We start from the raw sequence: 19,247 nt of genomic DNA on the forward strand, positions 1-19,247 counted from the left end.
TTCCATCGGGCGCGGCTGATTCCATGCGGCAACCGAATCGAGTGGCCATGTCCGTCGGCGAACTCTTCATCCTCGGCTTCTACGGCAAGGTCGTTCCGCCTTGGCTGAAGGAATTTGCCGCGCAATTCGGGCTCGGCGGGGTGATCCTGTTCGACTATTCCTGCCAGACCCGGCAGTACGACAACAACATCGCTTCGCCCGCGCAGGTGCAATCGCTTTGCGCCGAGATCGCGGCGCTGCCGTCGCGGCCGCTGGTCTTCATCGACCAGGAGGGCGGCCTGGTGCGCCGGCTCAAGGACAGCTGCGGTTTTCAGCCGCTGCCGAGCGCGAAGCAGTTCAATCTGCTCGCGCGCGCGGAAAAGCAGACGGTCCTGGCCGCAAGCTACGGCGAGTTGCGCCGGCTCGGCATCCGCTACAATTTCGCGCCCGTCATCGACGTCGACTACAATCCCGACAATCCCAACATCGGCAGGATCAAGCGGTCCTATTCGCCCGATATCGGTGAGGTCGAGGCCAATGCCCGGCTGGTCGACGCTGCGGCGCGGCAGGCGGGAGTAGGCCTCTGCCTGAAGCATTTTCCGGGCATCGGCGGTGCAAGCGTCGATTCGCACCTGGAGTTCATGGACATTTCCGATGCGCTGCGTCCCGAGCAGGAGGAGCTGTTCTACGCGCTGGCGCCGCGCACCTATGGCGATGCGGTGCTGGTCAGCCACGCCATTGTCCGGCAGTGGGACGCGCAGCGTCCGATGACATTGTCATCGGCCGGGCTCGGCCGGCTTCGCCGTCGTCTGCCCGAGACGCTGCTGATCACCGACGACATGCAGATGCAGGGGCTGCAGAAGGCGCTCGGCACAAGCGCGGCCAGCCTGCAGTCGATCGCCGCCGGCATGGACATGATCTGCATCGGCAACAATCTGTTCGACCAGGAGCAGGAGATGGCCGGCATCGCCGCGGCGGTCGCGGGTGCGGTGCAGGATGGATCACTCGATCAGGCCGCGGTGCGGCGATCCATTGCGCGCGTGCAAAAGCGCAAGGCGCTGTTCGCCTGACGGCGTTGAACCAAATTTTGCGTCGGGCGACCACAAGGTGTGGAACCAAATTTCATTGCCGCGATTTAACAATGACGCTCATCGGGGCTGACAACCATGAAGATGCTCAAGCGTCTCTTCCGATTGACCTGGCTACGCCGTGTCGCACGCAACCCAGCCGATTTTCCGCCTGCCTCCATCGATCCTGACGAATTCAGCCGCCTGCTTTGCAGCGGGCGCGCCGAGGATTTGCGGACGCTGGCAAAGCGATTGAGCCAGCGCTCGCGGGCCCACGCATAGGCGGTGGATCGGATCCAATCGCTAGCCCGGTCTTCGGCCAAAACCGGCAACTCCGGCGCGCGGCCGTGACTCCCGACATCGGTCTCGATGCGACCGGCTACTGCTTTGCTTTTTCATGATTGCCGATCCCGACCGCCTTGTAGTCATAGGTCGGGTAGAACTCGGTGTGGTAGGCGCCCCAGGCGCTGTTCTCGATGACGCGGTTGACCTCGCGCAGCCGCGATGCCGGCAGCCGCAGCGTCACCACCTGGCCGATCCCCATCATCACGTACCAGCTGACGACCTCGACACCCTCGGGCGGAAACGCCTTGTAGAAGCCCTGCCGCTCAAGCTGGGCATTGAGCTCACCGAGCGGTCGTGACTGATCATGCTTGAAGAAGATGGTGAGCATGACCGCGGTGTCGGGCGTCGGCGTTGCATCGCTGGTCGGCGGGGTCTGGGCCTGCGCGCCTGCGCCAAGCAGCAGTGCCGCGGCGAGCGCCGCAATCGTCATCAAGGAAATCCAGAATCCGTTCCGCCCTCGCTTCATGCCCGCGCCCTTATTGCTGATCGAGAGGCGGCGATCATCGCGACGCCTGCCGGGGCTGTAAATTGACATTCGCCTGATCCGGTGCCTGCCCGACGCTTCTCGGTTGATGTGAACCGTCTCATAGGTGCGCGCGCCCGCGTGCGGTATGCCGAGGCCATCCCGATGCCCAGAGGGATGATCGATGACGACCCGGCGAATGGCGTATTGGTGGTTCAGGTTCGTTCTTTCGGGGCGGTTCCTGCAGAAATTCCTTCGGCTCCGGCGCCCCTGAGGCGATGTCGGGCCGCGAATTCCGACCTTTTTCAATCCGGAACCAGGGGGCCGGAAATGGCTGGCCGAACCGTTGAAGGTCGATGCCTGGCGGAGAATCCCGCCGGTGGCAGCCTCGCCCATCCGTCCCGTAAGAATACTGTAATTCGACTCAAATATGCGAGATTCGTTGCCAAATCAGCGGTAATCTGCGCCTGCTTGGCAGGTCGGGGCCCGAGGTCACAGTTGCGTCACCCGTAGTTCTACGGAGTCCCGTGTTAACGCGGCCACAAGTTCACCTTTGGTAAACCATACTTATGACGCAACATGACAACCGAGCCGAGGCGCGCCTTCCGGCATGGACGGGTGGAACCGCGACGCTCGAGCCGCAGCCGCTTGAGGCTCAGGGACCCGCAGCGCCGCGGCCGCGGGCGGACGCCGGTGCCGCGATCGTCCGGCAGTTCAATGGGCCGGTGACGGCGCTGCTGCTCTATATGAACGAGCTCAAGCAGCACAGTCAGCAATTCGCGCACGCGCCCGGCAATGGCGTCTATCTGCGGCAGGTGATCGAGAACGCGCTCGAGCAGACCGAGCGCGTGTCCGCGATGCTGAAGCAGATTTCCGACCTCTATCCCAATGCCGTCCCGCCCGCCGACCTCAAGCCGCCGGGCGACGACAAGCCGGCAGGCTCCCGGTCGCCGGATGTCATGTTCGCGCCGGAAGCCGGCCGCAAGCCGTTGACCAAGCGCGAGCGTGAAGTCCTCAGCCTGATCAGCGACGGCTATTCCAACAAGCAGGGCGCGCTGCGGATGAACATCAGCCCGCGCACGTTCGAGAGCCATCGCGCCGAGGCGATGCGCAAGCTCGGCGCGCGCAACACCGCCGATCTCGTCCGCAAGGCCTTGCTGCATTCAGCATAGGGCGTTTTCAAGCGAAGTGGTTCGCGTAAAGAAGACGCGTCAAAACTGAAATCCAGGGCCGCATTCTGATTCCATCGGAACGCTCTGAGCGGTGTTCGGTTCGTTAGAACCCGGTTCTCAGAAATCGTCTTCCGCGGCGAAGCACAGGCGCGGCGCGAGCCGAGCGGCCGGCGCGGATGTTTTCGGTTCATCCGGAACGATCGTGACCACCCACGCCGCCGTCGCGCCAGACTTGCTTTCGACGATCGCGCGCACGCGTCCCGTAACGGTGGCGTCGGCCGACCGTATGGTGGCGGTCCGGCCGTTGAACTGGGCCATGCGGAAGCGCCGGGCTTCCTTCCGGTCGGTCGTCTGGAACGTGAACATCGGCTCCCCCGTGCGTCCACGTGAATGTGAGGAAACAGCGTTATCCGACGATGAAGATCGCACGCCGTAGAAGTACGGCTTGCACAGCGGTCAGAGCGCTTTTGAGCGAAGCGGGTGCCGGTTCGCGCGACGACAACTCGGCAAGATAAAGAACTCTAGCGGCCGACTTCCTGACAATTCAGCAGTCCGGCATATTGCGCCTTGACCGCGGCGTAGCATTCGCACGCGGTCTTGATCAGCCCATCCGCGTTGGTGATCTCGATGTGCCCGCGGCTGTAGTGGATGAAATTGGCCTGTTGCAGGGTATGCGCGACCAGCGACACGCTGTTGCGGCGCGCGCCGATCATCTGCGCCATCGCCTCCTGCGTCAGGACGATCTTGTTGCTGCCGGAGAGATCGCGCGTGTGCAGCAGGCATCGTGCCAGCCGTGACTCCACGGTGTGCGCGGCGTTGCAGCCGGCGGTTTGCTGGATCTGGGCATAGACGGCGAGCCCGTGCCGGATCAACCTCGCGCGAAGCGTCGGGCTCTGGCCGGCAGCTGCGCGCAACGGCTCGAGTTCCACAGTCGAGGCGACGCCGGGCACCAGCACCGTGGCGTTGTTGAGGACAGGCCCTTCGACGAGCGGGGCGAATGCGCCATAGATGCTGTCGCGGCCGACCATCGCGACCTGCACGCGCTCGCCTCTTGCCAGCTTGACCACCAGCGAGATCACGCCCTTGTGCGGCATGTATGTCCGCTTGAGCATCTCGTCGGTCTCGACCAGGACCGAGTCGGCCGCGAGGTCGACCGTCCGCAGATGCGGCCGAATCAATTCGAAATCGCTCGCCGAGAGCGACGCCAGGAAGCCGTTGGGTGATCGAGGAACCGTTTCCAAAGCAACCTCCAGCCTGCCGGCAAAGCTTGTCTCTGGGCCCAGGGCTGACGTGCGGCTGGACGTCCTTGCAACCTATTCTGGCACGTCAGGGTTCCAATGGAAACATGTCTTGGTTCCAATAGGAATAGACCTATCGCCGCACATTCGGGTTGTGTGGTCGGTCACAGTTGGGGCTGGGCGGCGCGCCGGTCAGTCTTCCGGCCCGATCAATTGTTCGGCGTGCGCCTTGACCGTCGTATAGCATTCACACGCCGCCTTCCGCAGCCCGTCGATATCGGTGATCTCGATATGACCGCGGCTGTAACGCAGGATGCCGGCCTGCTGAAACCCATGTGCGACAATCGAAACCGCATTGCGCCGGACGCCGATCATCTGCGCCAGCATCTCCTGGGTGAGCGGCAACGCCTCGCTGCCGCACAGATCGCGTGCGCGCAGCAGCCATCGTGACAGCCGTGCCTCCACCGGATGCGAAACGTTGCAGGCGACGGATTGCTGCGTCTGCGCCATCAGCGCCTGCTCATAGAGCGCAACCAGGGTCCGGAAATCCGCGCTGCGATTTGCTGCCTCGCGGAAATCCTCCGCCCGCATCATCGAGGCTGAGCCTGGCACCACGACAATCGCATCGGCAAGCAGCGGCCGCTCGTGCAGGGCGGCGGACGCGCCCACGGCGCCGTCGCGACCGACGGTTGCAATCTCGACAGATTGCCCGTCGGACAGATTGATCATCATCGAGACCACGCCGCTATGCGGAAAATAAACCCGCTGCACCGGCGCGCCGGCATCGGCGAGCGCCGTTTCCTTGGTCAGGTCGACGGTTTCCAGGAGGGGATGAAGTTGCGCGTACTCCGTGGGGGGAAGTGCTTGCAACAGACGATTGGGCGGACGCGATACCGCGGACATTGCTGCTCCTGCCGAGGGCGGGAGCACTACGGTCTCGCATCACCTACTCTTGGCGTGTGGAAGGACTGCGAACATAGCTTGCCTGTCCAATTGCACAAGGGTTGTGGTGTTGAAACTATACCCTCTGGAGGGCAGACGGCGTGGCCGCCGCCGGCACCGGTGATCGACGTCGATCCGCGCGGCGCGAGATCCGAGCGCGACTTTGTCTCTCATTTATTGATTTCCATTAACTCTGTTCCTCGCCGGACTTTGCATCGTGGTGACTTGCAACGCCGGCTATCGCCGCGCCGGGCCCGCCGCGCCGGGATGTCGCAAGTCCTGCACATGCGCAGGAAATTCACGGCCATGACGTCGGTCCGGCGCCGACCGCGCGCTGCCGCGGCCAGCCATCGCGCCGGCCGCTCGTCGAATCACCGGCAAGGCCGTCCTGGGTATTTGTACGGACCAGCCCTTTAACGAACGGGTAGCGCGGACGGACCAGTGTGACGTGGGTCGCCGTGCGAAATTTACGGCGTCGCGTCAATCGTGTTCATCCAGAAGGGTATCCAGTATGTCCGGCATCGTTCTTTCGGCATCGGTCCGTCAAAACCTGCTTTCGCTGCAGTCGACCGCTGACCTGCTCGCCACCACGCAGAACCGCTTGTCCACCGGCAAGAAGGTCAACACTGCGCTCGACAATCCGACTAACTTCTTCACGGCGCAGTCGCTCGACAACCGCGCCAGCGACATCAACAACCTGCTGGACGGCATCGGCAACGGCGTGCAGGTGCTGCAGGCCGCCAACACCGGCATCACCTCGCTGCAGAAGCTCGTCGACAGCGCCAAGTCGGTCGCCAACCAGGCCCTGCAGGCCGCGGTCGGCTATTCCGCGAAGTCGTCGGTGACGACCGCCGCGATCCCCGGCGCGACCGCCGACAACCTGCTCGGCACCGCGACCCCGACCAACGCAACCCTCACCAGCACCGCCGCCTATACCGGCATCGACCTCACCGCGGCCGGCGCGAATCTGACGTTCCAGATCAACAGCCAGACTGTGACCTTGAACTCGGGCACGAACTACTCCGCCACCCAGGTTCGCGACGCCATCAACACGCAGGTCGGCGCCAGCGCCAAGGTCGCCGCCTCGATCGACGGCACCGGCAAGCTGGTCCTGACCAGCACCAACACCGCCGGCGCCGCGGACTCGCTCACGGTCGGTACGTTCAGCTCGGGCGACGCGACGCAGCTCGGCCTCCCGGCCGGTGCGACGGCAACCGCGAACGGCACGGCTGGCGCGAGCCCGCTGGACACGCTCACGCTGACCATCGGCGCGACCGGCAACGGCACCGCGACCAACATCACCTTCGGCACCGGTGCCGGCAAGGTGAAGTCCCTCAACGACCTGAACGCTGCGCTGGCGGCCAACAACCTGCAGGCCTCGCTCAGCGCGGCCGGTGCGCTCACCATCAGCACCACCAACGATGCCGCTTCGGCGACCATCGGCACGATCGGCGGCACGGCGGCCGGCGCCGGCAAGCTGTTCAACGGCCTCGCGGGCAGCGCTCCGGTGCAGGACCCGACTGCGCTGGCGAACCGCGCCAACCTGGTCAACCAGTACAACAACATCCTGGACCAGATCACCACGACCGCCCAGGACGCGTCGTACAACGGCATCAACCTGCTCAATGGCGATCAGCTCAAGCTGACCTTCAACGAGACGGGTTCCTCGACGCTGAAGATCCAGGGCGTCACCTTCGACGCCACCGGCCTCAACCTCACCAAGCTGACCGCCGGCACGGACTTCGTGGACAACGCTTCGGCCAACGCCACGCTGAAGACGCTGAACAGCGCGAGCGGCCTGCTGCGCACCCAGGCTTCGACCCTTGGTTCGAACCTGTCGATCGTGCAGATCCGCCAGGACTTCTCGAAGAACCTGATCAACGTGCTGCAGACCGGCTCGTCCAACCTGACGCTGGCAGACACCAACGAGGAAGCGGCCAACAGCCAGGCGCTGTCGACCCGCCAGTCGATCGCGGTGTCCGCGCTGGCGCTGGCCAACCAGTCGCAGCAGAGCGTGCTGCAGCTGCTCCGCTAAGCGTAGCCGCGACAGGCATCGACTATCGAGGCGGCGGAGGAAACTCCGCCGCCTTTTCTTTGGCTGCGCTTAGCCATCCCGCCGGGTTCAACCAATGAGCGATCGCGTTCGGATGCAGGCGGTCGTCATGTCGCGAACGTTTTGCTAGACTTAGCGGTCCTCAATTCCAATTAGTTCAAATTGCGATGACCGATGGAACGGGCTCTTTCCCGTCCGGGTGGTAAGGCCTGTCCTTGTGAGACCGGCCGTGTTGTCGTGATGCGTCGTCGAACTGCAGAAGGGCTTCATCGTCCGTATTTGCACGGACGGCAAAATTAACGTCGCCGTGAAGCCGGCCAAGTTATCGATGCAAGGCGAGCGCTCCGTAGCACCTTGAGGGGACCTATTCATGGACGATCTGTTGCGCGAGTTCCTGACGGAGAGCAGCGAGAGCCTGGATACGGTCGACAACCAGCTGGTGCAGTTCGAGCAGGATCCGAACAACGCGAAGATCCTGGATAACATCTTCCGGCTTGTGCACACCATCAAGGGCACCTGCGGCTTCCTCGGGCTGCCGCGGCTCGAGGCGCTGGCGCATGCCGGCGAGACCTTGATGGGCAAATTCCGCGACGGCATGCCGGTGAAGGCGGAAGCCGTGACGCTGATCCTGTCCTCGATCGACCGCATCAAGGAGATCCTCGGCGGGCTCGAGGCGACCGAGGCCGAGCCCGAGGGCAACGACCGCGATCTGATCGATCAGCTGGAAGCGATGGTCGAGCACGGCATGGCGGCGATGTCCGATTCGACGCAGTCGATATCGTCAGGCTCGACGCAGTCGATGCCGGTTGCTGCTGAAGAAGACGTGCCGGTCGTCGAAGCTCCGTCGGTGCAGGCGGCGATGACCGAAGGCACGCTGGTGGTGCAGACGCTGGAGCGTCCGCTGCGTCCGGGCGAGGTCTCGCTCGACGAGCTCGAGCGCGCCTTCCGCGAGACCGAGACCGAAGTCGCCGCACCGGCGCCGGCCGTGAAGCCTGCACCTGCTGCCGCCGCCGCCGAGCCGGCTGAGGCTGTGAAGAAGCCGGCCCGCAAGGCCGCCGGTGAGGAGGTCCAGGAAGGCGACAAGATCGCCAACCAGTCGATCCGGGTCAATGTCGACACCCTCGAACACCTCATGACCATGGTCTCCGAGCTGGTCCTGACCCGCAACCAGCTGCTGGAGATCTCCCGCCGCAACGAGGACACCGAGTTCAAGGTGCCGCTGCAGCGGCTCTCCAACGTCACCGCCGAGCTGCAGGAAGGCGTCATGAAGACGCGCATGCAGCCGATCGGCAATGCCTGGCAGAAGCTGCCGCGCATCGTCCGCGACCTCTCCGGCGAACTCGGCAAGCAGATCGAGCTCGAGATGCACGGCGCCGACACCGAGCTCGACCGCCAGGTGCTCGACCTGATCAAGGATCCGCTGACGCACATGGTGCGCAACTCCGCCGATCACGGGCTGGAGACCACCGCCGAGCGCCTCGCAGCCGGCAAGCCGGAACAGGGCACCATTCGCCTCTCCGCCTACCACGAAGGCGGCCACATCATCATCTGCATCGCCGACAATGGCCGCGGGCTCAACACCGAGCGGATCAAGGCCAAGGCGCTCCAGAACGGTCTCGTCACCGAGGCCGAACTCGAGAAGATGACCGAGGCCCAGATCCACAAGTTCATCTTCGCGCCGGGCTTCTCGACCGCCGCCCAAGTCACCTCGGTGTCCGGCCGCGGCGTCGGCATGGACGTGGTGCGCACCAATATCGACCAGATCGGCGGCACCATCGACATCAAGAGCGTGGCCGGCGAGGGCGCCTCGGTCACCATCAAGATCCCGCTGACCTTGGCGATCGTCTCCGCTTTGATCGTGGAAGCCGGCGGCGACCGCTTTGCGATTCCCCAATTGTCTGTCGTCGAGCTGGTGCGGGCCCGCGCCAACTCCGAGCACCGCATCGAGCGGATCAAGGACACCGCGGTCTTGCGCCTGCGCAACAAGCTGCTGCCGCTGATCCACCTCAAGAAGCTCTTGAAGATCGACGACGGCGCGACGACTACGGATGCCGAGAATGGTTTCATCGTGGTCACTCAGGTGGGCAGCCAGACCTTCGGCATCGTGGTCGACGGCGTGTTCCACACCGAGGAGATCGTGGTCAAGCCGATGTCGACCAAGCTGCGGCACATCGACATGTTCTCCGGCAACACCATCTTGGGCGATGGCGCCGTGATCATGATCATCGACCCCAACGGGATCGCAAAAGCCCTCGGCGCGTCCGGCTCCTCGGCCCATGACCTCGCCGACGACAATGCGAACGCCCACGCCGCAAGCGGCGAGCAGCTGACCTCGCTGTTGGTGTTCCGCGCCGGCTCCTCGCAGCCCAAGGCGGTGCCGCTCGGCCTCGTCACCCGGCTGGAGGAGATCGCAACCGACAAGATCGAACTCTCGAACGGCCGCTACATGGTGCAGTACCGCGAGCAGCTGATGCCGCTGGTGCAGATGGCCGGGGTCGAGGTGCAGTCGCAGGGCTCGCAGCCGATCCTGGTGTTCGCCGACGACGGCCGCTCGATGGGGCTCGTGGTCGACGAGATCATCGACATCGTCGAGGAGCGGCTCAACATCGAGGTCGCGGGTTCGCAGGACGGCATTTTGGGTTCGGCCGTGATCAAGGGGCAGGCCACCGAGGTGATCGACGTCGGCCACTTCCTGCCGATGGCGTTCGCCGACTGGTTCTCGCGCAAGGAGATGCGCCCGTCGACCTCGGCGCAGTCGGTGCTGCTGGTCGATGACAGTGCGTTCTTCCGCAACATGCTGGCGCCGGTGCTCAAAGCCGCCGGCTACAAGGTCAGGACCGCGGGCGGCGCGCAGGAAGGGCTCGCGGCGCTGCGTTCGGGACAGAGCTTCGACGTCGTGCTGACCGACATCGAGATGCCCGAGATGAACGGCTTTGAGTTCGCCGAGAACATCCGAAGCGACCACAATCTGATCGGGCTGCCGATCATCGCGCTGTCGGCGATGGTGTCGCCGGCGGCGATCGAGCGCGGCCGGCAGGCCGGCTTCCACGACTATGTCGCCAAGTTTGACCGTCCCGGGCTGATCGCGGCGCTGAAAGAGCAGACCGCCGAACTGCGCCGGGCGGCTTGAGGGAAGAGAGCATGATCCGGAAAAGTGTGAAGCGGTTTTCCGATCGGATCATGCTCAAACAAAAGGTTCATCGATGACCAGCAAGACCGAGACAAGCGAAGGCGCGATGGCCGAATACGTCACCGCCGTGATCGGCGGGCAGCTGTTCGGCCTGCCGATCTCGCGGGTGCAGGACGTGTTCATGCCGGAGCGGCTGACGCGGGTGCCGCTGGCCTCCAGCGAGATCGCCGGCGTGCTCAATCTGCGCGGCCGTATCGTCACCGTGGTCGACATGCGCGCCCGGCTCGGGCTGCCGAAGGCCGACGACGGTGAGCCTCCGATGGCGGTCGGCGTCGACCAGCGCGGCGAATCCTATGGCCTGTTGATCGACCAGATCGGCGAGGTGCTGCGGCTCTCCGACGACAGCCGCGAGGACAACCCGGTCAACCTCGATCCCCGCATGGCCAAGCTCGCCGGCGGCGTCCACCGCCTCGACGGCCAGCTCATGGTCGTCCTCGATATCGATCGCGTGCTCGAACTGGTGCCCAAAACAGCTGCTGCAGCGTAACACTCCACCGCGGAGACGGTGGATTCCACAAGGAGGCCAACACATGAAGACATGTCTCGTCGTCGACGATTCCGGCGTGGTGCGAAAGATCGCGCGCCGCATCCTGGAAGGAATGGAGTTCACCGTCATCGAGGCCGAGGACGGTGCGGTCGCGCTCGAAGCCTGCAAGCGCGCTCTGCCGGATGCCGTGCTGCTCGACTGGAACATGCCCGTCATGGACGGCTTCGAATTCCTCGTGCAGCTTCGCCGCATGCCCGGCGGCGATCAGCCCAAGGTCGTGTTCTGCACCACCGAGAACGGCATCGACCACATCTCGCGGGCGCTGCATGCCGGCGCCAACGAATACATCATGAAGCCGTTCGACAAGGACATCGTGATCGCGAAATTCCAGGAAGTGGGCCTGCTGGCGCTCGACGCGTCGGCCGAAGCCTGACACCCAGTTTCACCATTCAGTCCCTTGTGAGGCTCCCGTGACGCCCCCCGACTACGAGTATCTGCGTAAGCTCCTGAAGGACCAGTCCGGTCTCGATCTGTCCGCGGACAAGCAATATCTGATCGAGAGCCGCCTGCTGCCGCTGGCGCGCAAAAGCGGCCTGTCCGGCATTCCCGACCTGGTCGCCAAGATCAAGGCGGGCTCGTCCACGCACACCGTTCAGGTGGTCGAGGCCATGACCACCAACGAGACGTTCTTCTTCCGCGACAAGGTGCCGTTCGAGCACTTCCGCGACACCATCATGCCGGAGGTGCTGAAGGCACGCGCCGCGCGCCGCAGCGTCCGGATCTGGTGCGCCGCCGGCTCGACCGGCCAGGAGCCCTATTCGCTGGCGATGTGCCTGAAGGAAATGGGCGCGGCGCTTGCCGGATGGCGTGTCGAGATCATCGCGACCGATCTGTCGCAGGAGGTGCTGGAGAAGTCGAAGGCCGGCATCTACAGCCAGTTCGAGGTGCAGCGCGGACTGCCGATCCAGATGCTGGTCAAGTACTTCAAGCAGTCGGGTGAGTTCTGGCAGGTCAATCCCGAGTTGCGCGCGATGGTCCAGCACCGCCAGCTCAATCTGCTGCACGATTTCTCCCAGCTCGGCACGTTCGACGTGATCTTCTGCCGCAACGTGCTGATCTATTTCGATCAGGACACCAAGATCAACATCTTCAACCGTCTCGCCCGGTCGATGGAGGCCGACGGCTTCCTGGTGCTGGGCGCCGCCGAAACCGTGGTCGGCCTGACCGACACGTTCAAGCCGCTTCCCGAGCGGCGTGGCCTGTACCGGCCGAGCGGGCCGCGGAGCGGGCTCGCCATGCCGAAGCCTGCCATGGCGGTCGGATATTGAGCAATGACCGAGGACGGCAAATCCATTGAGCGGGTCACCTTCAGCCGGGGCGTCGATGTCTGCATCATGGCCATCGACGGCACCTGGCGGCGCGACTGCCAGCTCAATGCCATCTCGGACACCGATGCCTCGCTGACGGTCGAAGGTTCCATTCAGGGGCTCAACCTGAAGGAGTTTTTCCTGCTGCTGTCCTCGACCGGACTTGCCTATCGCCGTTGCGAACTGGTCCGCGTCAACGGCACCGAAATGGACGTCAGTTTCCTCAAGGGCAAGCCGAGCAAACGGCGATCGTCCGCGGACGAAGAGCGGGCCAGGGCCTGACGTCAAGAGGGACTGATCCGACCGGGCGGGCAAGGCCCGCGGCCAATCCGGACGATGCGTGGAACAGATTGCCGCCTGATGGGTTGGGCGTCGTCGGGACGATCGAGGTGATTGGGCCGAACCTGTCGGAGGCGGCGGGTCAGTTCAGCAGACGCGCAGCTGCCCCGGAATCGCGCAGGCGGTCGAGCGCCGCGTCGAGGCCGGCATCGCATGCCTTCAGGGCGGTAGATGCTGTGAGATAGTGCGGGGTAACGTCGTCGAGAACGACGGTGTCGACGTCGGCCTGCCGCTCGGCCAGCACGGCCTCGCGCGCGATCGCCGCTTCGATCAGCCGCAGGCTCGCCTGGACATGGCCAATCAGCGCGACCAGGTCCGTCACGATCAGACCGTAGGGATCATGGCCCTCGTCCAAGCGCGCTGCAACGCGGTCCGACGCTGCATTTTCCATGCATGTTTCTCCACTGCCCCCCACTTTTAGGGAACGCGGTGCTACTTGTGCGTTAAGCGGACGTCCCGTACAAATACGGGTCCATTGATCGAGATGGTCGAGTTAGTTCTTGTGCGGTCAGGGCAGCACGCTTCACCACTGATGGACGATGCATATGGTTGAAAATGGCGCTCCGCGCGGGGAAATCTTTGTAGTCGACGACGATCCTGCCGTTCGCGAGACGCTTTCAGTGGTCCTGTCGACCGCTGGTTACAAGGTGATCTGCTTTGCGGACGGCGCGGCGTTGCTCGCGGTGGCGCGCAGCAGGACGCCAGCCTGCATCCTGCTCGACGTGCATATCCCCGGCAAATCCGGCCTCGATATCCTGAGAGAGCTGCATGGCGAGGATTATCCGGCGCCGATCTTCATGATCTCCGGTCAGGGTGACATCGCGATGGCGGTCAGTGCCATCAAGAACGGCGCGCTCGACTTCATCGAGAAGCCGTTCCGCGGCAACGAGATCGTGAGCCGTCTGAACGAGGCGATCGACGCCTACACCAGGCGCCAGGCCGAGACCTCCGCGTCGCGGATCGCCGCGCTGCACTTCCCGGGTCGCGAGCCGCTGACCCGCCGCGAGCGCGAGGTGCTCGAGCAGTTCACCGCGGGCGCCTCCAACAAGGAAGCCGGGCGCCATCTCGGGATCAGTCCGCGCACGATCGAGGACCACCGCGCCAACATCATGAAGAAGCTCGGCGCGCGCAACGCCGCCGATCTGGTCCGCATCGTGATGACGGCGCAGCAAAAATAACCTAGGGCCGGTTTACGTTCCGATTGCCACATTGCGGAGCGTGTGCGGCGCACGTTCAGCGAACGGCACGTCTGCGCCGGGGGCGGGACGACATGTCTGAAAATCGAGTGTATGCCTGACGCAGGGCAAGCGCGCCGGGACCGCGCGCGTGCGAGCAATGTCGAGACCCATGGCGATGACGAAGAAGAACAAGACCCCGGATCAATTGCGCAGCGCGCGCTGGTTTGCGCCCGATGATTTGCGCGCCTTCGGCCACAGATCGCGGGCGATGCAGATGGGTTACGCGCCGGAGGAGTGGCGCGACCGGCCGGTGATCGCGATCATCAACACCTGGTCGGATGCGCAGCCCTGCCATATGCATTTCAAGAGCCGGGTCGACGACGTCAAGCGCGGCGTGCTGATGGCCGGCGGCTTTCCGCTCGAGCTGCCGGCGCTGTCGCTGTCGGAATCGCTGTTGAAGCCGACCACGATGCTCTACCGCAACATGCTGGCGATGGATGCCGAGGAACTGCTGCGCGGTCACCCGGTCGACGGCGTGGTGCTGATGGGCGGCTGCGACAAGACCACGCCCGGCCTGCTGCTCGGGGCCACCAGCATGAACCTGCCGGCGATCTACCTGCCCGCGGGACCGATGCTGCGCGGCAACTGGAAGGGCCGCACGCTGGGCTCCGGCTCCGACGCCTGGAAATACTGGGACGAGCGCCGCGCCGGCAAGATCTCCGACAAGGATTGGGTCGACATGGAGGCCGGCATCGCCCGCAGCTATGGCACCTGCATGACCATGGGCACGGCCTCGACGATGACCGCGATCGCCGAAGCCATCGGCATGACGTTGCCGGGCGCCTCGTCGATCCCCGCGGCCGACGCCAACCACATCCGCATGAGCTCGGAGGCCGGCCGCCGCATCGTCGAGATGGTGTGGGAGGATCTCACGCCGCAGAAGATCCAGACCCGCAAGGCCTTCGAGAACGCGATCACGGTCGCGATGGCGATGGGCTGCTCAACCAACGCCATTATTCACCTCATCGCGCAGGCGCGCCGCGCCGGCCAGGACATTTCGCTGGACGATTTCGAGATCGCGAGCCGCAAGGTGCCTGTGATCGCCAATGTGCGGCCGAGCGGCGACCTCTATCTGATGGAGGATTTCTTCTATGCCGGCGGGCTGCCCGGCCTGATGAACCGCATCAAGCCGCATCTGCATCTCGACTGCATGACCGTGTCAGGCAGGACGCTCGGCGAGAACATCGATGGCGCCGAGGTCCACAATGACGACGTCATCCGCACCGTCGACAACCCGATCTACAAGGAGGGCGCGCTCGCGGTGTTGAAGGGCAATCTCGCGCCCGATGGCTGCGTCATCAAGCCAAGCGCCTGCGATCCGCGTTTCCTCAAGCACACCGGGCCTGCGCTCGTGTTCGACGACTATCCGTCGATGAAGAAGGCAGTCGATGATCCCGATCTCGACGTCACAGTCGATCACGTGCTGATCCTCCGCAATGCCGGTCCACAGGGCGGGCCGGGCATGCCGGAATGGGGCATGCTGCCGATCCCGACCAAGCTGGTGAAGCAGGGCGTGCGCGACATGGTGCGGCTGTCGGACGCGCGGATGAGCGGCACCAGCTACGGCGCCTGCATCCTGCACGTCTCGCCGGAATCCTATATCGGCGGCCCGCTGGCGCTGGTGAAGAACGGCGACCGCATCACGCTCGACGTCGCCGCGCGCACCATCAATCTCGATGTGCCGGAGGCGGAGCTGGCCAGGCGCCGCGCCGAATGGAAACAGCCCGAGCAGCGCTTCGAGCGCGGCTATGGCTGGATGTTCTCGAAGCACATCAAGCAGGCCAATGAGGGCTGCGACTTCGATTTCCTCGAGACCGGCTTTGGCAAGCCGGTTGGCGAGCCGTCGATTTATTAGTTCATCACACCGTCGTTCCGGGGCGCGAAGCGAACCCGGAACCTCGAGATTCCGGGTTCACGCTTCGCGTGCCCCGGAATGACAGCCGGGGACAAATCATCATGTCAAAACTCAGCGACACCACCCGCAACAAGCTGAAATCCGTCTCCACCGCGACGGTCGCGACCGCGCTGTTCAAGCGCGGTTTCCGCATCCAGATGATCCAGGATGTTCATCCCCTGGGCCCGGATCAGCCGACCATGGTCGGCGAGGCCTTCACGCTGCGCTACATGCCGGCGCGCGAGGACCTCAACAAGATCGAGGTGTTCCGCGATCGCGCGCATCCGCAGCGCAAGGCGATCGAGGAGTGCCCCGTGGGCGCGGTGCTGGTGATGGACAGCCGCAAGGATGCGCGCGCGGCATCGGCGGGCGCGATCCTGGTGACGCGGCTGATGAAGCGCGGCTGCGCCGGCGTCGTCACCGACGGCGGCTTCCGGGATTCGGCCGAGATCGCGCGGCTCGGCTTCCCGGCCTTTCATCATCGCCCGAGCGCGCCGACCAACCTCACGCTGCACCAGGCAATCGAGATCAACGTTCCGATCGGCTGCGGCGATGCGCCGGTGTTTCCCGGCGACGTCATCCTCGGCGACAGCGACGGCGTCATCGTGATCCCGGCGCATCTCGCCGACGAGATCGCCGACGAGACGTTCGAGATGACCGCGTTCGAGGATTTCGTCACCGAGCAGGTCCAGAACGGCCGCGGCATCTTCGGGCTCTATCCTGCGACCGACGAGCAGACGCTGAAGGATTTCGCGACGTGGCGGAAGGCGAAGGGGCGATAGCTCGTCGTCTCACAGTACGCTGTCGTCCTTGATAAGCGATCGCCATACATCCCGCCGTCGTCCCTGCGAAAGCAGGGACCCATAACCACAGGGAGGAGTTTGGCGAAGACTGGCAGTTGCGTTGTGTGCCGTGGTACTGTGACTGCCTTGCTCGATAGATCACGCGGTATGGGTCCCGGCCTTCGCCGGGACGACGATGGGGAGGGAGTGCGGCGATTAACTGCGATCCGTAGCCCGGATGGAGCGAAGCTCAATCCGGGGTTCTTGCTTACCTCGCCCCGCTTGCGGGGAGAGGTCGGATTGCATCGCCAGATGCGAGCCGGGTGAGGGGGAGTCTCCGCAAATTCATTTTCACCGAGTTTGCGGAGGCGGCCCCTCACCCCCACCCTCTCCCCGCAAGGGCGGGGCGAGGGAGAAGTTACACCTCAGCCTTCTCAGCCATCCCGACCGCCCACAGCGCGAACGCGTAGACGATCGCGACCTCGTCGAGGCGGTTGAAGCGGCCGGAGGCGCCGCCGTGGCCGGCGCCCATGTTGGTACGCAGCAGCACCGGGCCGCCGCCGCTCATCGTGGCGCGCAGCCGCGCGATCCATTTCGCCGGCTCCCAATAGGTGACGCGCGGATCGGTGAGCCCGCCCATCGCCAGGATCGCCGGATAGTCCTTGGCCGCGACATTGTCGTAGGGCGAATAGGACAGGATGGTGCGGAAATCTTTCTCGCTCTCGATCGGATTGCCCCATTCCGGCCATTCCGGCGGCGTCAGCGGCAGCGTGTCGTCGAGCATGGTGTTGAGCACGTCGACGAACGGCACTTCGGCGACGATGCCGGCGAACAGCTCGCCGGCGCGGTTGGCCACCGCGCCCATCAGCATGCCGCCCGCCGAGCCGCCATGGCCGACGATGCGCTTCTCACCGGTATATTTCGCCTCGATCAGCGCCCGCCCGGCGGCGGCGAAATCGTCGAACGTGTTGGTCTTCTTCTCGCGCTTGCCGTCGAGATACCAGCCCCAGCCCTTGTCGGCGCCGCCGCGGATATGCGCAATCGCATACACAAAGCCGCGGTCGACCAGCGACAGCCGGTTGGCGGCAAACGACGCCGGCATCGCCATGCCGTAGGAGCCGTAGCCATACAGCAAGAGCGGCGCCTTGCCGTCGCGGACAAAGTCCTTGCGATGCAGGATCGAGACCGGCACCTGCGCGCCGTCATGCGAGGTCGCGATGATGCGCGTGGTGACGTAGTCGGCCGGGTTGTGGCCGGACGGGATCTCCTGGCGCTTGCGCAGCACCCGCGTCCGCGTCGCCATGTCGTAGTCATAGACTTCCGACGGCGTGGTCATCGACGAATAGGCAAACCGCAAGCTGGTGGTGTCGAACTCGTAGCCGCCCATGGTGTCGAGCGAATAGGCCGCCTCGTCGAAGGCGATCGCATGCTCCGCGCCGCTGTTGAGGTCGCGGATGATGATCGCCGGCAGCGCATTGGCACGCTCCAGCCGCACCATGTGGCCGGCATAGAGCTCGACGTCGAGCACATAGACGCCTTCGCGATACGGGATCAGGTCGCGCCAGTTGCTGCGCTCGGGCGCGGTGAGCGGCGCGGTGACGACCTTGAAGTCGATGGCGTCGTCGGCGTTGGTCAGGATGAACAGCTCGTCGCCGCGGTCGGCGATCGAATATTGCACGCCTTCCTCGCGTGCCGCGACCAGCCGCGGCGGCGCGTCGGGATTGGAGAGATCGATCAGCCGCTGCTCCGAGGTCTCGTGGTCGCCGCCCGCGATCACGCAGAAGCGGCCGCTCGCGCTCTCGTGCAGGTGGGTGAACCAGCCGGAATCCTGCTCCTCATAGATCAGGATGTCGTCGGCCTGTTTGGTGCCGAGCTTGTGCCGCCACACCTGCATCGGCCGGTGATTGTCGTCGAGCTTGACATAGAAGAAGCTTTTGGAATCCGCGGCCCACACCACGCCGCCGTCGGTCTCCTCGACGAGATCGTCGAGATCGCCGTCGGTGGCCCAGTCGCGCACCCGGATCGAGAAATATTCGGAGCCCTTGGTGTCGGCACTCCAGGCGTGCAGGCGGTGATCGCTGGAATGCCGGCTGCCGCCGAACTTGAAATATTTGTGGTCCTTCGCCAGCGCGTCGCCGTCGAGCACGACATGGGCCTCGCCGCCGTCGCGCTGCGTGCGGCAGTACAGTTCGTGCTGGCCGCCCTCGCGGAACTTGCGGAAATAGGCGAACGGGCCGTCCGGCGACGGCACGCTGGAATCATCCTCCCTGATCCGCCCACGCATCTCCTTCACCAGCCGCTTCTGCAACGCGTCGGTATGGCCGAGCAGGCTCTCGGTGTAGCCGTTCTCGGCCTCGAGATAGGTGCGGATATCGGGATCGAGGATCGAGGGATCGCGCAGCACCTCCTGCCATTTCGGATCCTTGATCCACGCATAGTCGTCGGTCACCGCAATGCCGTGGGTGGTGAAGGAATGCGGCCGGCGCGGCGCGACCGGGGGCGATGTTGTGGTGGCGGATTTGGTCACACGATCCTCATGGTGCGGGGTTCCGCTCTATATCGGGATGAATGTGGCAATTGCCAGATGGGGCGGGCATCCTTGGTTGCCTCGTCATTGCGAGCGAAGCGAAGCAATCCATCGTTCCCCGAAGGGATAGAATGGATTGCTTCGTCGCTTCGCTCCTCGCAATG

The 19,247-nt window shown here is 64.5% G+C and carries 18 protein-coding genes; 12 read left to right on the forward strand and 6 right to left on the reverse strand.

Annotated features, from left to right (window positions below):
• Positions 1-47 precede the first annotated feature (47 nt).
• Positions 48-1,049 carry a glycoside hydrolase family 3 N-terminal domain-containing protein gene (locus ACVW1B_RS36735; protein WP_253605387.1) on the forward strand — a complete coding sequence of 334 codons (1,002 nt, stop codon included), beginning with the start codon at positions 48-50 and terminating at the stop codon, positions 1,047-1,049.
• A 96-nt stretch (positions 1,050-1,145) separates the two neighbouring features.
• Positions 1,146-1,328: a hypothetical protein gene (locus ACVW1B_RS36740; RefSeq protein WP_092090013.1), complete on the forward strand. Its 183-nt coding sequence runs from the start codon at positions 1,146-1,148 to the stop codon at positions 1,326-1,328.
• A gap of 97 nt (positions 1,329-1,425) precedes the next feature.
• Here ACVW1B_RS36740 and ACVW1B_RS36745 read toward each other — a convergent pair whose 3' ends face one another.
• Positions 1,426-1,821, reverse strand: a complete 396-nt coding sequence (locus ACVW1B_RS36745; RefSeq protein WP_253609829.1) for a hypothetical protein — start codon at positions 1,819-1,821, stop codon at positions 1,426-1,428.
• 602 nt (positions 1,822-2,423) lie between these two features.
• On the opposite strand from ACVW1B_RS36745, the gene ACVW1B_RS36750 reads away from it, so the two are divergent.
• Positions 2,424-3,026, forward strand: coding sequence for a helix-turn-helix domain-containing protein (locus ACVW1B_RS36750; protein WP_253605384.1), 603 nt, complete (start codon positions 2,424-2,426; stop codon positions 3,024-3,026).
• 117 nt (positions 3,027-3,143) lie between these two features.
• Here the strand turns inward: ACVW1B_RS36750 and ACVW1B_RS36755 are convergent, their stop codons facing one another.
• From ACVW1B_RS36755 to ACVW1B_RS36765, 3 genes are all read right to left on the reverse strand, one after another.
• A complete protein-coding gene (locus ACVW1B_RS36755; RefSeq protein WP_253605381.1) occupies positions 3,144-3,392 on the reverse strand; it encodes a hypothetical protein in 249 nt (82 codons plus the stop codon).
• Positions 3,393-3,547: 155 nt separating this feature from the next.
• Positions 3,548-4,267 carry a Crp/Fnr family transcriptional regulator gene (locus tag ACVW1B_RS36760; protein WP_057020884.1) on the reverse strand — a complete coding sequence of 240 codons (720 nt, stop codon included), beginning with the start codon at positions 4,265-4,267 and terminating at the stop codon, positions 3,548-3,550.
• Positions 4,268-4,456: 189 nt separating this feature from the next.
• Positions 4,457-5,167, reverse strand: coding sequence for a Crp/Fnr family transcriptional regulator (locus tag ACVW1B_RS36765; protein ID WP_253605379.1), 711 nt, complete (start codon positions 5,165-5,167; stop codon positions 4,457-4,459).
• A gap of 550 nt (positions 5,168-5,717) precedes the next feature.
• On the opposite strand from ACVW1B_RS36765, the gene ACVW1B_RS36770 reads away from it, so the two are divergent.
• The 6 genes from ACVW1B_RS36770 to ACVW1B_RS36795 all read left to right on the forward strand — a co-directional run bounded on the left by ACVW1B_RS36770 (position 5,718) and on the right by ACVW1B_RS36795 (position 12,585).
• Positions 5,718-7,241: a flagellin N-terminal helical domain-containing protein gene (locus ACVW1B_RS36770; protein WP_253605377.1), complete on the forward strand. Its 1,524-nt coding sequence runs from the start codon at positions 5,718-5,720 to the stop codon at positions 7,239-7,241.
• Between the two features lie 388 nt (positions 7,242-7,629).
• Positions 7,630-10,389: a hybrid sensor histidine kinase/response regulator gene (locus ACVW1B_RS36775; RefSeq protein WP_253605375.1), complete on the forward strand. Its 2,760-nt coding sequence runs from the start codon at positions 7,630-7,632 to the stop codon at positions 10,387-10,389.
• A 73-nt stretch (positions 10,390-10,462) separates the two neighbouring features.
• The gene (locus ACVW1B_RS36780) at positions 10,463-10,936 is read left to right on the forward strand and encodes a chemotaxis protein CheW (protein WP_456822822.1); all 474 of its coding nucleotides are present in this window, start codon (positions 10,463-10,465) and stop codon (positions 10,934-10,936) included.
• Between the two features lie 43 nt (positions 10,937-10,979).
• Positions 10,980-11,369: a response regulator gene (locus ACVW1B_RS36785; protein ID WP_018269419.1), complete on the forward strand. Its 390-nt coding sequence runs from the start codon at positions 10,980-10,982 to the stop codon at positions 11,367-11,369.
• Positions 11,370-11,406: 37 nt separating this feature from the next.
• Complete coding sequence (locus ACVW1B_RS36790; RefSeq protein ID WP_253605373.1) at positions 11,407-12,264, forward strand: CheR family methyltransferase; 858 nt, start codon at positions 11,407-11,409, stop codon at positions 12,262-12,264.
• Between the two features lie 3 nt (positions 12,265-12,267).
• Positions 12,268-12,585 carry a hypothetical protein gene (locus ACVW1B_RS36795; RefSeq protein WP_028338017.1) on the forward strand — a complete coding sequence of 106 codons (318 nt, stop codon included), beginning with the start codon at positions 12,268-12,270 and terminating at the stop codon, positions 12,583-12,585.
• 139 nt (positions 12,586-12,724) lie between these two features.
• Here the strand turns inward: ACVW1B_RS36795 and ACVW1B_RS36800 are convergent, their stop codons facing one another.
• Positions 12,725-13,033 carry a hypothetical protein gene (locus ACVW1B_RS36800; protein WP_253605371.1) on the reverse strand — a complete coding sequence of 103 codons (309 nt, stop codon included), beginning with the start codon at positions 13,031-13,033 and terminating at the stop codon, positions 12,725-12,727.
• A 154-nt stretch (positions 13,034-13,187) separates the two neighbouring features.
• Between ACVW1B_RS36800 and ACVW1B_RS36805 the strand changes: the two genes are divergently transcribed.
• The 3 genes from ACVW1B_RS36805 (at position 13,188) to ACVW1B_RS36815 (ending at position 16,556) form a co-directional block, all read left to right on the forward strand.
• On the forward strand, positions 13,188-13,820 hold the full coding sequence (locus ACVW1B_RS36805) for a response regulator transcription factor (protein WP_018269422.1): 633 nt from the start codon (positions 13,188-13,190) through the stop codon (positions 13,818-13,820).
• Positions 13,821-13,995: 175 nt separating this feature from the next.
• Entirely contained in the window at positions 13,996-15,735 is a 1,740-nt protein-coding gene (gene araD / locus ACVW1B_RS36810) for an L-arabinonate dehydratase (protein ID WP_253609828.1), read from the forward strand.
• Positions 15,736-15,836: 101 nt separating this feature from the next.
• The gene (locus ACVW1B_RS36815) at positions 15,837-16,556 is read left to right on the forward strand and encodes a ribonuclease activity regulator RraA (protein ID WP_253605368.1); all 720 of its coding nucleotides are present in this window, start codon (positions 15,837-15,839) and stop codon (positions 16,554-16,556) included.
• Positions 16,557-16,974: 418 nt separating this feature from the next.
• Here ACVW1B_RS36815 and ACVW1B_RS36820 read toward each other — a convergent pair whose 3' ends face one another.
• Entirely contained in the window at positions 16,975-19,083 is a 2,109-nt protein-coding gene (locus ACVW1B_RS36820; protein ID WP_456822823.1) for a S9 family peptidase, read from the reverse strand.
• Between the last annotated feature and the right edge of the window lie 164 nt (positions 19,084-19,247).

This window comes from Bradyrhizobium sp. USDA 4502 (assembly GCF_054063355.1).

What these genes read in the sequence shown, in the direction of transcription:
- ACVW1B_RS36735 (WP_253605387.1), top strand. Translation starts at nt 48, where the DNA reads ATGTCCGTCGGCGAACTCTTCATCCTCGGCTTCTACGGCAAGGTCGTT.
- ACVW1B_RS36740 (WP_092090013.1), top strand. Translation starts at nt 1,146, where the DNA reads ATGAAGATGCTCAAGCGTCTCTTCCGATTGACCTGGCTACGCCGTGTC.
- ACVW1B_RS36745 (WP_253609829.1), bottom strand. Translation starts at nt 1,821, where the DNA reads ATGACGATTGCGGCGCTCGCCGCGGCACTGCTGCTTGGCGCAGGCGCG.
- ACVW1B_RS36750 (WP_253605384.1), top strand. Translation starts at nt 2,424, where the DNA reads ATGACGCAACATGACAACCGAGCCGAGGCGCGCCTTCCGGCATGGACG.
- ACVW1B_RS36755 (WP_253605381.1), bottom strand. Translation starts at nt 3,392, where the DNA reads ATGTTCACGTTCCAGACGACCGACCGGAAGGAAGCCCGGCGCTTCCGC.
- ACVW1B_RS36765 (WP_253605379.1), bottom strand. Translation starts at nt 5,167, where the DNA reads ATGTCCGCGGTATCGCGTCCGCCCAATCGTCTGTTGCAAGCACTTCCC.
- ACVW1B_RS36770 (WP_253605377.1), top strand. Translation starts at nt 5,718, where the DNA reads ATGTCCGGCATCGTTCTTTCGGCATCGGTCCGTCAAAACCTGCTTTCG.
- ACVW1B_RS36775 (WP_253605375.1), top strand. Translation starts at nt 7,630, where the DNA reads ATGGACGATCTGTTGCGCGAGTTCCTGACGGAGAGCAGCGAGAGCCTG.
- ACVW1B_RS36780 (WP_456822822.1), top strand. Translation starts at nt 10,463, where the DNA reads ATGACCAGCAAGACCGAGACAAGCGAAGGCGCGATGGCCGAATACGTC.
- ACVW1B_RS36785 (WP_018269419.1), top strand. Translation starts at nt 10,980, where the DNA reads ATGAAGACATGTCTCGTCGTCGACGATTCCGGCGTGGTGCGAAAGATC.
- ACVW1B_RS36795 (WP_028338017.1), top strand. Translation starts at nt 12,268, where the DNA reads ATGACCGAGGACGGCAAATCCATTGAGCGGGTCACCTTCAGCCGGGGC.
- ACVW1B_RS36800 (WP_253605371.1), bottom strand. Translation starts at nt 13,033, where the DNA reads ATGGAAAATGCAGCGTCGGACCGCGTTGCAGCGCGCTTGGACGAGGGC.
- ACVW1B_RS36805 (WP_018269422.1), top strand. Translation starts at nt 13,188, where the DNA reads ATGGTTGAAAATGGCGCTCCGCGCGGGGAAATCTTTGTAGTCGACGAC.
- araD (WP_253609828.1), top strand. Translation starts at nt 13,996, where the DNA reads ATGACGAAGAAGAACAAGACCCCGGATCAATTGCGCAGCGCGCGCTGG.
- ACVW1B_RS36815 (WP_253605368.1), top strand. Translation starts at nt 15,837, where the DNA reads ATGTCAAAACTCAGCGACACCACCCGCAACAAGCTGAAATCCGTCTCC.